This is a genomic window from Pontibacter populi (genome assembly GCF_040278685.1).
Lineage (GTDB): Bacteria > Bacteroidota > Bacteroidia > Cytophagales > Hymenobacteraceae > Pontibacter > Pontibacter populi.
Genome location: NZ_JBEOKT010000005.1, coordinates 20544 through 34237, shown reverse-complemented (window position 1 = coordinate 34237; position 13694 = coordinate 20544). Strand labels below are relative to the sequence as shown.

At 45.3% G+C, this 13694-nt stretch carries 15 protein-coding genes; 10 read left to right on the top strand and 5 right to left on the bottom strand.

The genetic code is table 11. The features are described from left to right. Positions 1-11: 11 nt before the first annotated feature. The 3 genes from ABS362_RS06730 to ABS362_RS06720 all read right to left on the bottom strand — a co-directional run bounded on the left by ABS362_RS06730 (position 12) and on the right by ABS362_RS06720 (position 3428). Positions 12-1454 carry a DUF4403 family protein gene (locus tag ABS362_RS06730; protein WP_350411623.1) on the bottom strand — a complete coding sequence of 481 codons (1443 nt, stop codon included), beginning with the start codon at positions 1452-1454 and terminating at the stop codon, positions 12-14. A 191-nt stretch (positions 1455-1645) separates the two neighbouring features. Then, positions 1646-2284, bottom strand: coding sequence for a BT1926 family outer membrane beta-barrel protein (locus ABS362_RS06725; RefSeq protein ID WP_350411622.1), 639 nt, complete (start codon positions 2282-2284; stop codon positions 1646-1648). Between the two features lie 169 nt (positions 2285-2453). Continuing rightward, complete coding sequence (locus ABS362_RS06720) at positions 2454-3428, bottom strand: NAD-dependent epimerase/dehydratase family protein (protein WP_350411621.1); 975 nt, start codon at positions 3426-3428, stop codon at positions 2454-2456. Positions 3429-3773: 345 nt separating this feature from the next. On the opposite strand from ABS362_RS06720, the gene ABS362_RS06715 reads away from it, so the two are divergent. From ABS362_RS06715 to ABS362_RS06705, 3 genes are all read left to right on the top strand, one after another. Continuing rightward, on the top strand, positions 3774-4634 hold the full coding sequence (locus tag ABS362_RS06715; protein WP_350411620.1) for a hypothetical protein: 861 nt from the start codon (positions 3774-3776) through the stop codon (positions 4632-4634). Positions 4635-4688: 54 nt separating this feature from the next. After that, complete coding sequence (kbl, locus tag ABS362_RS06710) at positions 4689-5885, top strand: glycine C-acetyltransferase (protein ID WP_350411619.1); 1197 nt, start codon at positions 4689-4691, stop codon at positions 5883-5885. 207 nt (positions 5886-6092) lie between these two features. Next, positions 6093-6314, top strand: coding sequence for a PLDc N-terminal domain-containing protein (locus ABS362_RS06705; RefSeq protein ID WP_350411617.1), 222 nt, complete (start codon positions 6093-6095; stop codon positions 6312-6314). On the opposite strand, the gene cdaA is transcribed toward ABS362_RS06705, so the two are convergent. Together cdaA and folP are read right to left on the bottom strand one after the other, a co-directional pair. Continuing rightward, a complete protein-coding gene (gene cdaA, locus ABS362_RS06700) occupies positions 6315-7154 on the bottom strand; it encodes a diadenylate cyclase CdaA (protein ID WP_350411616.1) in 840 nt (279 codons plus the stop codon). Then, positions 7151-8008, bottom strand: coding sequence for a dihydropteroate synthase (gene folP / locus ABS362_RS06695; protein WP_350411896.1), 858 nt, complete (start codon positions 8006-8008; stop codon positions 7151-7153). The genes cdaA and folP overlap by 4 nt, the downstream gene beginning before the upstream one ends. 44 nt (positions 8009-8052) lie before the next feature. On the opposite strand from folP, the gene ABS362_RS06690 reads away from it, so the two are divergent. The 7 genes from ABS362_RS06690 to ABS362_RS06660 all read left to right on the top strand — a co-directional run bounded on the left by ABS362_RS06690 (position 8053) and on the right by ABS362_RS06660 (position 13670). After that, positions 8053-8604: a DUF1599 domain-containing protein gene (locus ABS362_RS06690; RefSeq protein WP_350411615.1), complete on the top strand. Its 552-nt coding sequence runs from the start codon at positions 8053-8055 to the stop codon at positions 8602-8604. Between the two features lie 55 nt (positions 8605-8659). Beyond that, entirely contained in the window at positions 8660-9310 is a 651-nt protein-coding gene (locus tag ABS362_RS06685) for a hypothetical protein (RefSeq protein ID WP_350411614.1), read from the top strand. Between the two features lie 54 nt (positions 9311-9364). Continuing rightward, on the top strand, positions 9365-10462 hold the full coding sequence (locus tag ABS362_RS06680; RefSeq protein ID WP_350411613.1) for a BT_3928 family protein: 1098 nt from the start codon (positions 9365-9367) through the stop codon (positions 10460-10462). 113 nt (positions 10463-10575) lie between these two features. Continuing rightward, positions 10576-11238, top strand: coding sequence for a hypothetical protein (locus ABS362_RS06675; RefSeq protein WP_350411612.1), 663 nt, complete (start codon positions 10576-10578; stop codon positions 11236-11238). 37 nt (positions 11239-11275) lie between these two features. Next, positions 11276-12337: an ABC transporter permease gene (locus ABS362_RS06670; protein WP_350411611.1), complete on the top strand. Its 1062-nt coding sequence runs from the start codon at positions 11276-11278 to the stop codon at positions 12335-12337. A 113-nt stretch (positions 12338-12450) separates the two neighbouring features. Then, positions 12451-12957, top strand: coding sequence for a shikimate kinase (locus ABS362_RS06665; RefSeq protein ID WP_350411610.1), 507 nt, complete (start codon positions 12451-12453; stop codon positions 12955-12957). 104 nt (positions 12958-13061) lie between these two features. Then, complete coding sequence (locus ABS362_RS06660; protein WP_350411609.1) at positions 13062-13670, top strand: sterol desaturase family protein; 609 nt, start codon at positions 13062-13064, stop codon at positions 13668-13670. Positions 13671-13694 lie beyond the last annotated feature (24 nt).

Here is a 13694-nt window from a genome sequence, read left to right as displayed (position 1 = left end):
GTTGAGTGTTATTATAGGTTGTCTATAGTTGCCGTCAGGTTGCCTTTTGCATTTATTACTGTGCGTATGGCGGTAGGTGTCAGGTAGATATTATCCGGCTCTATGCTTTGTATCCTGCCTTTCAGCAAAACCGATTCGTGCACACGTCCCTGCTTATCTAAAGCCAGCTGCAGCGACTTGTGCGCATTTGTCAGTTCGTCTTTTACCGGTATAGTTACCTGTTGCTGAATCATATCTTTAAACTTGTTCTTAGCTAACCAGCTGGCTGTGCTCAGCAGTTTATCTTTTGTTTCTAAAGTATAATCTACGTCGCGCACTTTTATCGATGCCGTGGCTGCATCATAATAAGGAGTACCTTTCAGGTACACTTTGCCCACGATTTTTTTAGTGAACAGGCCGGCTTTGGTTTTACCATCCACGTCCAGCATCAGTACCAGTTTATCGCCACCAGGTGTTATAGTTGCGTCTTTTACGGTTAGCTGGCTTTTGCCGTCGTCGAACTTGTAGGTCTGGTTGGCCACCTGTTGCTGCAGCATTTTGCTGGCTTGTGTATAAGGTATGTCTGCCGTTAGCCCCACCTGAATATTATCAGCCAGTTTGTTATCAAGTACCAGGTTTGGAAGCTTCTTCAGGGACAGTGCTTTTGGTTTGCCGTCGGTGGTAACGTTTATATAAGATGTAATACCAATGCGCATAGCCAACGTGCCATTACGTGCCTGAAGTGGCGTAACTCTAACATCCTGCGGCAATACCTGTAGCCAGGCATTCATGTTGTCGTCAACCTTAACAGGCTCCTGCAACATGTTCCAGGCTTGCTGCACATACTGCTTTACATTGATCTGCTTCTGTAGCTCGGCGTCGAGTTGCTTGGTAAGGGTAGCCATTTGCTTGCGCAACGCCGGCTCCACAAAACGCGCCAACCCGATCTTTAAAGGACCTAGCTCCAGCACAGGTTTAGTATTTCCCCATTCAAAGTCGCCGGTGGTGGTAGTTTTTAATTTATAGTCTTCTGTCAGCCCAAGCTTACTTTCCGTGTTGATGACCATATCAAATCGGGTGTCTTCAGTCTTATTGATGGCAGGGCACAGCTTGCACGGGTCCCATTTCCAGCGGCCTTTGGCGTAAATGTTCAGCGGAACACTAAAATAGATCTTATCCTTTTCGGCCCGGATGCTCATGCGCCCGTTCTTGCTCACTGTTACGGCTACATCGTCATCATCCAGGTTGGTGTCTTTGTAAAGTACGCCGGCAAATTGTCGGTTCAGCATTTCTTCTATAGTTGTCACCTGCACGCTTACAGGTATAGTTATAAAAGATAGCTTAGGCTGATAAACCGGAACAGCAGATGCCGTGGCAACAGGTGCTTCGGTCTGCAGCTTGGAAGTGCTTGTGCAAGCAGTTAAATAAAGTAAGGCTGTTAGCAACAGCGTAGTTGTAAGTGATGTGGATCTCACGGGGTTATGGTCTTTTCTGAAATTGCGGCGCAAGTTAATACAGATTTAGTTGCTGTAACATAGGGGAAGTAGGAATAGTGCCGGGGAGGGGAAATGCTAGGTCTTATTAAGGAACCTTAGTATGAGGTTAGTCTTAAATACAAACAGCCAGTAATGCATACTGGCTGTTTGTATTTTTGTAGCAGGTTAAGTTAAAATGCAAATCCTATGCGGAATCCGCCGGTTGCAAAGGTGTTGAAATTTATGCTGCTACCCCCTTTTATTGTCCGGTCATTGAAATCATATTCTTTATAATCTATTTTTACATCCTTGTACTTTCTGTAAAAGACTCCTGCCCCGAATTCCAGACCAACGTAAAAATTCTTTACTATATAAAAGTCTACTCCAGTTACTGCATTCAGACCTGCTCCTATAAAAGCTCTGTTATATTGTTCACCCCACGCCCCATTAACTGTTTTCTCTGGGCTTTCGGATTTACTAAAAGCTACAGATAAGGGTAACTCTGCCCCTATATAAGGAGATAAGCGGGATGTGCCAGCAAAATGTCGTTCGATACCAGGGATAATGCTGATGGCGCTATACATTTCGGTGAAGTCATCATTTGGAGCGTTATAGCTGAACTGTAAGTTCCCACTGAGACGCAATGCCTTTTCATCAGTAATAAATTGGCGATATTTAAGAGTACCGCCATATTGAAAGCCCTGAAGACTAGACCCTGCTTCAATTGTTCTATCACCAATAACAGGCTTAAACTCAGATGATGAATCCTGTGCCTGTAAAGTGAAAATTGGAATTAATACCAGTATAAATGTTAGTAGTGTGTTTTTCATAAAAGTTGAATTAGATTAAGTTAAATTATGACCACACTTAAGCAATAACTATTCCAAATATAGTATTTGATTAATATTTAATTTGATTGTTGGTTTTTGTGAGTGTTTGGGAACAAAAAAGGCGATACATCTCTGCATCGCCTTTCTCTAAATCTATACTTTACAAACCTCAAACAGCCTGCTCTTCCTTCATCTTCTTTAAATTTAACAACATATCAGCAGTCATCGCATCCAGGTCGTACGCTGGTTTCCAGTTCCAGTCCTGTTGTGCGGCGCTGTCGTCTATGCTTTGCGGCCAGGAGTCGGCAATTTGCTGGCGCGAATCTGGTTTATAGCTGATCTCAAACTCCGGGATGTGTTTCTGGATAGACTCGGTGATCTCTTTTGGCGAGAAGCTCATGGCACTCAGGTTATATGAGCTGCGAACTTTTACCTGTTCGGCTGGTGCGTGCATCAGGTCCAGGGTCGCTTTCAGGGCATCCGGCATGTACATCATCGGCAGGTAAGTGTTCTCGCTCAGGAAGCATTCGTAGCTGGCAGTTTCCAGAGCCTGGTGGTAAATATCTACCGCATAATCTGTAGTGCCACCGCCTGGTAATGCCTTGTAACCGATAAGGCCAGGGTAACGCAGGCTGCGCACATCTAAGCCATATTTCTCGAAATAATATTCGCACCAGCGCTCACCGGCTTGCTTGCTGATACCATACACCGTGTTCGGGTCCATGATGGTGTGCTGCGGGGTGTTCTGGCGTGGCGTGTTCGGGCCGAAAACCGCGATAGAGCTAGGCCAGTAAACCTTCTCTACTTTCTGCTCCAGTGCCAGGTCCAGCACGTTAAACAGGCCGTCCATATTCAGTTTCCAGGCAAATTTGGGGTTCTTTTCGCCGGTTGCCGATAACACAGCTGCCAGGTGGTAGATCTGCTTGAATTTATACTTTGCTGTCAGTTCGCCCATTGCTTTGGGGTCCAGCACATCTATTTTCTCGAAAGGGCCTGAATCGCGCAGGTCGGTGTTTTTTGGTGCTGCAATATCTGCTGCCACTACATTGCTTCCGCCATAGATATTACGCAGTTCCATGGTCAGTTCTGAGCCAAGCTGGCCGCTCGAACCTATTACCAGTACCGTGTCAGTTGTGTTTGCCATAGTTACTAAAATCGTTTGCACAAAGTAACCTATTTCAGTGCAATCCTGAAAGTATAACTGATAAGAAACACAGAGGCTTGTATGATTTGGATAGGAGAATGTTGCTTAAATGCAAAAAGAGAGCATCTGCCTGCTGCAAACGCTCTCTGGTACTTAAACTAATCTAACTTTTTACTCACCTTGTAACAAAGGTAACCTGCTGGTCTTAGTCACGGAATAGCTAACAGCAGACTTAAAGATTAAATAATATTAGCCCTAAAAGCAGTAGTAGGGGTACTGGCTTGTACTTCGGATTTGCCTATATTTGTAAAGAAGTTGCCTGTATTATAACAACAAGGCCTGTACATGACTTTTGAAGAATACCTTGTAAAGAAGCGCATCCATAAAGCTGCATTTGCCGCCGGCGACCCTGCGCGGTTTGCTGCCTGGGCCGACATGTACGCCCAAATGCACCAGAATAGCTTTTACATTGCTACTAAAATGGTGATAAACGATGTGCGTCTGCGGTACCATTTAAAAGAAGAAGATGTACCTAAAACCGCTCCTGCACCTGCAGCACCAAAACCAGTTATGCGCCGCGCTGCGCCAACTGCAGAAGCAACTCAAGCTGCTGTTCCACAGGAAACAACTGACGCAACACCAGCACCACGCCCTATACCAAAGCGCCCAACTATAGCCAGACCAACTATAGCAAAACCAACTATAACCGAAGGCGAAACTATAAATCCGGAGGAAGTAAAACCGGCAGAGCCAGCCAAGTCGCGGCCTGTAATCAAACGTCCGGTTATCGCTAAGCCGGCTACAACAACGGAAGGCGAAACCACAGAAAGTAAACCAGCAACTGAAGGAACTGTACCCGCCAGGCCAAGACCGGTAATTAAGCGCCCTGCCGCGTTGCAGAAACCAGCCTCTGAAAATACAGAAACCGCTAAACCTTCAGAGTCACCTATAGCTCCGGAAGTTGAAGCCTCGAAACCAGCAGCAAGGCCACGACCAGTCATAAAAAGGCCAACGCCTGCTGAGGGACAAACTATAGATCAGGAAACAAAACCGGAAGAGCCAACATCAGCTATAGCTAATCCTGAAACTGAACGGCCAACTATAAATACAACCGAAGCGCCGGCAGACGAAACTATAAAACCAAAGCCGCCGCGCCCGAGGCCGGTCATTAAAAGGCCGCCGCCAAAACCGGATACGGAACTATAACCGAGAACCTACGAATAACCAACAACCGATAACGAGCAACTAATAACGATAACTATGTACGAAACCTTAAAACCAGACCTGGAACAGCAACTTGCTGAAATAAAAGAGGCCGGACTATATAAGCAGGAACGCATCATTACTACGCCGCAGGGCGCTGATATCGATACGACACAGCAGCACCACGTGCTTAACTTCTGTGCAAACAACTACCTGGGCCTTTCTGCCCACCCAAAAGTAATCGAAGCTGCCAAAGAAGCTATCGATACGCATGGCTACGGTATGAGTTCGGTGCGTTTTATCTGTGGCACCCAGGACATCCACAAAGAACTGGAGCGCAAAATTTCTGAATTCTTAGGCACTGAAGATACAATACTTTACGCGGCTGCCTTCGATGCGAATGGAGGCGTTTTTGAGCCTTTATTTGATGCGGATTCGGCTATTATTTCGGATGCCCTGAACCATGCGTCTATAATCGATGGCGTGCGTTTGTGTAAAGCACAGCGTTTCCGTTACGAGCACAACAACATGGCCGACCTGGAAGCAAAACTGCAGGAAGCTGTAAACGCCAATACCAAGCACCGCATCATCGTTACCGACGGTTCTTTCTCGATGGATGGTACCATTGCCCAACTGGATAAAATTGTAGAGCTGGCCGATAAGTATAAAGCCCTTATTATGATAGATGAGTGCCATAGTTCGGGTTTCCTGGGTAAAACAGGCCGTGGTACACACGAGTATCGTGGTGTAATGGGCAAGATCGATATTATAACCGGTACGCTGGGCAAGGCACTTGGCGGTGCCATGGGTGGTTTCACATCAGGCCATAAAGAGGTGATTGAAATGCTGCGTCAGCGTTCACGTCCTTATTTGTTCTCTAACTCGCTGGCTCCGTCTATAGTTGGTGCTTCTATTGCTGTTTTAGATTTGCTGAGCTCAACTACAGAGCTGCGCGATAAACTGGAGTGGAACACCAAATACTTCCGTGAGAAAATTACAGAAGCCGGTTTCGATATTAAGCCAGGCGACCATCCGATTGTACCGGTAATGCTGTACGATGCACCGTTGGCGCAGGAGTTTGCCGCCCGCATGCTGGATAAAGGCATTTATGTGATTGGTTTCTACTACCCTGTAGTTCCGAAAGGCCAGGCCCGTATCCGTGTGCAGATATCAGCCGTGCACGACAGGGTACACCTGGATAAATGTATCGCCGCCTTTACTGAAGTTGGTAAAGAGCTTGGTGTGATCAAGTAAGTAATAACATGGCGCGAGCGTCCTCGCTCGTGACTAACTATAGTTGGGCCTCTGGCCCAGTCGGATTACAAATCCGACATGATAAGTAAGACACGGGTTACAAACCCGCGCCAGCGAAAAGTGAAGTAGAAAAGCCACTCTTATAACAGGAGTGGCTTTTAATATGGCTTGGTTTTAGTAACTTGATCTTTAAACTATAGAAGTACAATGGAATTCCTGACACCCGGCAATAGCAGTTTTATGTATAGTGTTATCGTTACGCTACTCATTATTTATTATGGCGGCGCATTGATCTCTCTTATTCACCTGATATTTAAAACCGACTATAAACTGACTGACCGCCTGCTCTGGATGCTGGTACTTTGGGTAATCCCGATCTTTGGATTGATATTTTACTGGGTAAGCTGGTTCAGACGTAAAAAATCTTAGTTAGGCGGCACTCACTGATTTTTCGGAAGGGCTTATAGATGGGCGCTGGTCTGTGTCGAACAGGAACTGGTTTAGTTTAACGCGCAGGTCTGAAGACGATAAATTTCGGAAAGCTTCGCCATTACGCACTAAGGCAACCTGACCGGTTTCTTCCGAAACTACCAATACAATGCTATCTGTGATCTCAGTCAGGCCGATAGCTGCACGGTGACGCAGACCCATCGAAGCTGGGATTTCCTGGTTTTCGGACACGGGGAGAATACAGCGGGCAGCTTTAATGCGGTTATTAGCAATAATTACAGCACCATCGTGCAGCGGACTATTCTTGTTAAAAATCGACATCAGCAAACGTTTTGAGATTACAGCATCGATCAAATCGCCCGACTCGGCATAATATTTCAATTCAGAGCTTTTCGCGAAAACTATAAGCGCACCAGTGTTTTTAGCAGCCAGCGACTTAGCAGCTTCAATAAAAGGCGTTAAGCTTAATTTTTCGGTTTGCTCGCGGCGCCACGGAAAACCCCAGAAACGGTCGTGGTTAAAGGCAGTGGTTTTACCGATCAGCAACAGGAAACGGCGTATCTCAGGCTGGAAAAGGATGATGGCGGCAAGCACACCCACACCCATAAACTGCCCCAGAATAATACTCAGCAACTCCATGCCGGCAGCACGCACCACCAAGTACAGCAAATAGATAGATAACAGGCCTAAGAAGATCTTGAGCGCAACGCTACCGGTAAGCAGCTTGTATAGTTGGTACAGCAGCGCCGTTACGAGCAGAATGTCGATGATGTCGAGCAGCTCGATCTCTAAAAACCCTATCGTGAATAAAAAAGTCAAAGTGTTGTTTTCTTGTAAAGTTCTATTGTCTGCTTAGTTTCTTTTACGTCGTGTACGCGCAAAATAGTGGCGCCTTTCATCAGGGCAATCGTATTCACAACTATAGTACCAGTTAAGGCGTCGGTCTGGTGTATGCCAAGTGTTTTATAAACCATCGATTTACGTGACATGCCCGCCAGCACAGGTAAGCCCAATATACGCAAATCTTCCAGACGGTTCAGCAATTCAAAATTATGATGGGTAGTTTTTGCAAAACCGAACCCTGGATCGATGATGATATCGTTAACGCCGAGCCTTGTAAGTTTACTTACCTGCTGCTGTAGTTCGTCCAGCACTTCTATAGTTACATTGCTATAGTTGGCCATGGCTTGCATGGTCTGCGGCGTGCCGCGCAAGTGCATTAGTATGTACGGGACCTGGAGCCGGGCCACGGTCTCAAACATCTTCTCATCTAAAGTACCGCCAGCCACATCATTAACTATAGCCGCGCCTGCTTTTATACTTGCCTCAGCCACATCTGCCCTGAACGTATCTACCGAAAGTATAACATCCGGGAATTCCTTAACTATAGCTTCGATGGCAGGTATCAACCTATCCTGTTCTTCCTGAGATGAAATATCTGCAGCGCCGGGCCGTGTAGAGTAACCACCAATATCGAGTATATCTGCCCCTTCAGCCAGCATAATGCGGGCGCGTTCAACGGCTTCTTCGGTGGTGCTCAGGCGGCTGCCGGGGTAAAAAGAATCGGGAGTAACATTCAGGATGCCCATCACCAGCGGTGTGTCCAGGGAGAGGAGCTTTCCGCGGCAATTGAGTGTGGTTTTTTTCTTAAAAAGCGTATCTTTCGATTCCAATGTAGGCACTTCGGTCTATAGATTTTAAAATTAAAGCTAAAAAGTTGATTAGTCAAACACTCCAGGAATATAATCAGGTAGTACAGCGCTGCAAAGACACTTTTGTGAAGAAAACAAAAGACTATGGCACGGCCTGGCGCGTGCTGCGACTGCCTTCCATTACCGATCAGATCTTTATCAAGGCGCAGCGCATCCGCTCTATTCAGGAGAAGGGCAAGCAGTTGGTGGAAGATGACATCCGCGATGAGTTTGTAGGCATTATAAACTACTGTGTTATTGCACTGATGCAGCTCAGTTTGCCAGCCGATGCCGAGCAGACCCTGCCAGCCGAAGAAGTAGAGCGACAGTACACGCACCACATAGAAGAGAACATTAAGCTGCTCACGGCTAAAAACCACGATTACGGCGAGGCCTGGCGCGACATGCGTGTTAGCTCCATCACCGACATTATCCTGATGAAACTATACCGTACCAAGCAGATAGAAGACAACGAAGGCCAGACCCTGATCTCGGAAGGGGTAGAAGCCAACTACCGCGACATGATCAACTACGCCGTTTTCGCCCTGATAAAGCTCGGTGCAGGGGAGAAGGTGTAGTAGGTTATAGTTCGTGCAATCAATAAATTGTTTTAGAATCTTTCGATAAACAAAAATGAAAATTATTCAAACGGATTCAGAACAAGGACATGATAGAATAGAAGGGTATCCAAATAATTGTCCGTTTTGCCATAAGACCATTACACCTACATTTCTTTATGGACATGAGAAGTTTAGAACTTTAGAAGTTTTGACAGTATGTCCGAGTCACGATTGTAAAAGGAGCTTTATAAGTTATTATGAACTTGTGCAAAACCAATATTTTCAATTTAGTGGAGTAACTACAATTGGGAATCTAATCGGTAAAGAGTTCAATAATGTAATCCAAACAATCTCTGAAAACTTTGTAACTATATACAATCAGGCATATTCTGCCGAACAGCATAATCTTAATGAAATCTGTGGTGTAGGATATAGAAAGGCCTTAGAATTTCTTATAAAAGACTACATTATTAGTAATAAACCTGCAGATAAGGAGAAAGTTGTGAAGATGCCATTAGCTGCTTGTATTGCTGAGTATATCGACGATAGCAGAATTAAATCTGTAGCAAAAAGAGCAGTATGGTTGGGTAATGATGAAACCCATTATGTGAGAAAGTGGGATGGGAAAAATTTAAATGATTTGAAAAAGCTTATTGATTTAACTATTCATTGGATTGAAATGGAAGTTTTAACAAAAAGCTTTGAACATGAAATGCCAGATTAATATTTAGTAATATACTACTACCAACCTTTAAACTTTCTAACTGAAAGCAGAACCATGAAATACATCACCAAATTCTTCTGGCTCTTTGTGGGCGTGCTGTTCATCTTTTCCGGGTTGATCAAGATAAACGACCCGGTAGGAACTGCCATTAAGCTGGAAGAGTATTTCGAAGTTTTCTCGACAGACATTGCACCCTTCTTTAACGCACTAAAGCCGGCTGCGCTGTTCTTGTCCATTTTCCTGAGTGCACTGGAGATCGTGCTGGGCGTGGCTCTGCTCGTGCGCTGGAAACTGAAAGAAGTGCTGTGGCTGCTACTGGCCATGATCGTGTTCTTCACCTTTCTCACGTTCTATTCGGCCTATTTCAACAAAGTAACCGACTGCGGGTGCTTCGGAGATGCCATTAAACTAACGCCTTGGGAGTCGTTTACAAAAGACATTGTGCTGCTCGTGATGATCATCGTGCTGCTGATGACGCAGCGTTACCTGCAGCCGTTTATCAGCTCAAAAGTGGGAGCAACTATAACTGCCCTTACGGCCATACTTTCGGTAGGAATTGGCTGGTACGCGTACGAAAACCTGCCTTATATCGACTTCCGCGCTTACAAAATTGGCAACAACATCCCGGCACTCATGAAGCCGTCTGCACCGCTCAAGTATAAATACATCATGACCAAAGGCAGCGAAGAGCAGGAGTTTACAGAATACCCAACCGACACGACCTGGGTGTTTAAAGAGATGGTAGCTATAAATCCGGAAGATGGCCCGAAAATAACCGACTTCAACGTATGGAACGACCAAGGCGACCACACTCAGGAAATACTGACTGGTACTAAACTGGTTGTAGTAGTGCACAACGTAGGCAAAGCCGACACAGGTAATTTTGAACGAATAAATGCTTTAGTTGCCGAAGCAGAAAAACAGGGTATTACACCAATAGTAATCACAAGCAGTAGTGGTCAGGAGTTTGAGCAATTCCGCCACGAAGTAAACCTAGCTGCCCCATATTACTATGGCGACCATACTGTGCTTAAAACTATTATCCGCTCTAACCCGGGCATCTGGCTACTGAAAGACGGAACCACCAAAGGCCTGTGGCACCACAACAACACGCCAACTATAGATGAGGTGAAAGAGGCTCTTGCTGATTGATAGTTGTTGATTGTTGTTGGCTGCCCAAATTGTCATCTCGACGAAAGGAGAGATCTATTTAGAATCTGAGATAGATTTCTCGCTGCACTCGAAATGACAACTATAATCTATAAATGAAACACCGGCTTCTACTTCTTATTTTTTCTCTGATATTTTCATCATGTGCTGATGAGTCAATCACAAGTGAATTCGTAGGGATAGAGACGCAGCAAATTGATTCAACAGAATACGATCTGATTAAATCAGAATTCAGTTACTTTGATGTGAGAAGGGCATCGGAATATTTAGGTGGCCTTAGCCCAGAATTTAAATTTGCGTATACTTTTGCCCTTTGCGGTAACGACAGCATTAATTATTGTCGCGATTCAGAATGGGCAAATAAGGGGATGATGTGTGGTTGCAAGAATTTGGTTGTCAAGAATACTGAGGGGTTCAGTACTATAAGTAGCAGATCAGAATTTAAAGAAGTCTTTGCCCCGATAGAATCAAGGGGAGAAGCACTGAGTTACGCTATTGCTATGTCTGGTAACTTTCCTGTGTTCGATAAGGAATACTTTAAAGATGAATACAGGTACTATAATGGTATACCTGGCACAACGGTAGTTCAGGAATTTGATGATTACTATTTAGTACAGCTGTTTGATTACAAAGCATTTGGTTGCGATCATCCATATTATTCAGTGCTGATACGGGTTGATAAAGATGGTAATATATCAGAGCACAGAAGGAAAGCTGTATTTGAAGATCCGGAAGACGATGGGCTTTGCAGAGATTAACAATTTAGCCATTTAACAATTAAACCATTAAGCATACATGAAATTTATAGGATTTATACTTAGCCGACTGGGGCACGGCCTGCTGATCATGCTGGGTGTGTTGGTGGTGGTATTTTTCCTGTTCAACGTGCTGCCCGGCGACCCGGTGGCGATGCTGGCTGGCCAACGCTCCGACCTGAGCACCCGCGAAGCCATCACCAAAGACCTTGGCCTGGACAAACCGCTTCCGGCGCAGTTGCTATACTACATAAATGATGTGTCGCCGTTGTCGGTGCACGAAGATACGGAAGCCAACCAGCAGAAGTATGAGTACAGTACTATAGTTGATTTTGGCCAAGATGCTTTGGTCTGGAAGATGCCCTACCTGCGCCGCTCGTTCCAGAGCAACAAATCTGTAACTGATATCCTGTTAGATCATTTTCCGGGCACGTTATGGCTGGCTGTAGCGGCTATGCTGATTGCTACGGTGTTTGGTATATTATTCGGGGTGCTGGCATCACTCAAGCCGCATAGTACCTTAGACCATACTTTAATCACAACATCCGTTCTGGGTATTTCAGTGCCATCGTTTGTGGCGGCTATTCTTATCGCCATTACCTTCGGGTTTTACTGGAGCGACTGGACCGGCCTGAGCCTGACCGGTCAATTATACGAGATCGACCCTTTTGAAGGAAGAGAACTGATGTTGCGTAATTTGTTGCTTCCGGCCTTTGCCCTGGGTATTCGCCCGCTGGCGGTTATAGTTCAGCTTACGCGCAGTTCTATGCTGGATGTAATGTCGCAGGATTATATTCGTACTGCCCGCGCCAAAGGCCTGAACAGAAGCAAAGTTATAGTTAATCACGCGCTAAAAAACGCTTTGAACCCGGTAGTTACGGCTGCATCCGGCTGGATGGCCTCATTAATGGCTGGTGCGTTTTTTATCGAGTACATCTTCAACTGGAAAGGCTTGGGTTCGGTAACTATACATGCTGTTCAGAACCTGGATTTCCCGCTGGTAATGGGCGCCACGTTGTTTGTAGCCTTCCTGTTCGTGCTCATCAACATCTTTGTAGACCTGCTGTACGCCGCCCTGGACCCACGTGTTAAGCTGGACTAATGAGTAATGACGAATGATTAATTTACAATACAGCCGGGCCACGATTATTCATTATTCTCTGTTAATTAGTCATTAGCTATTCATTACTCATTATCAATTAATCATTAAAAAAGATGCTAATCTTTTTGTTAGGTATGATGGGCAGTGGCAAGACCACGCTGGGCAAGGAGCTGGCTGAAAAGCTGGGCTATACTTTCCTGGACCTGGATGCCGTTATCGAGCAGAAAGAAAACAGAACTATAGCTGAAATATTTGCTGCAGAAGGGCAGGAGCGGTTCCGGGCATTGGAGCGCGAAACGTTACAAACTATAGTTACCAACTATAAGCAGGCTATAGTTGCAACTGGAGGTGGCACACCTTGCTTTTTCGATAACATGGCCCTAATGAATACTTCCGGCGAAACTGTTTTTCTGGATGTGTCGGTAAAAGATATTGCCCAAAGGCTCTCACAATCAGATCTCTCTACACGCCCGCTGCTGGCTGGTAAAACACAATCCGAACTAATCTCGTTCTTAGGCAAAACATTATCAGAAAGGCGCCGGTTTTATGAGCAGGCAAGGCACATAGTTGCGAGTCCGCCGTATACTATAAATGCATTGCTGGCGTTGCTTCCGCTGTAATTATAGATCGCTGAATCCATACTTTTAGTCTCTTTTTCCGGCGAAGCAGCTTTCTGTTTTAATTAGTTTTGCGGTCTGAAAAAACTATTGCCTAAACAAAAACTATGAAACCTAATCACAAAGGACGAGCCCAGATTTTCGAGAACCCCGTTCTTGAAAGACTGACCAGAACACACATTGCCCTCCCGATCTTCATTTTTATCGCTATCTCAGTAGGCCTTATTTACTATGGTATTACCTATGGGTTTATAGGTGTGCTCGAAGCAATTGGCCTGTTCTTTCTGGGTTGGGTACTCTTTAGCCTGATGGAATATGCGGCGCATCGCTTTATCTTCCACATGGATACCGACACACCTATGAAGGAGCGCATCCAGTACACGTTCCATGGTAACCACCACGAGTACCCTAAAGACAAAGAACGCCTGGCCATGCCGCCTATAGTTAGCGTTTTGATCGCCTCGTTCCTGTTCTTTGTGTTTAAGCTGGTGTTCGGGCAGTTGGTATTTGGTATTGTAGCCGGTATGCTGTTTGGATATGCTATGTATTTGTTCGTGCACTATGCCGTACACGCCTATGCACCGCCTAAAAATTTCCTGAAAACGCTTTGGGTACATCACAGCATTCATCATTACAAAGACCCTGAAGTAGCTTTTGGGGTATCGTCGCCGCTTTGGGATTACCTGCTGGGTACTATGCCGAAGAGATCTAAGTAACTGATATAAGCTGTATAGAAAAAA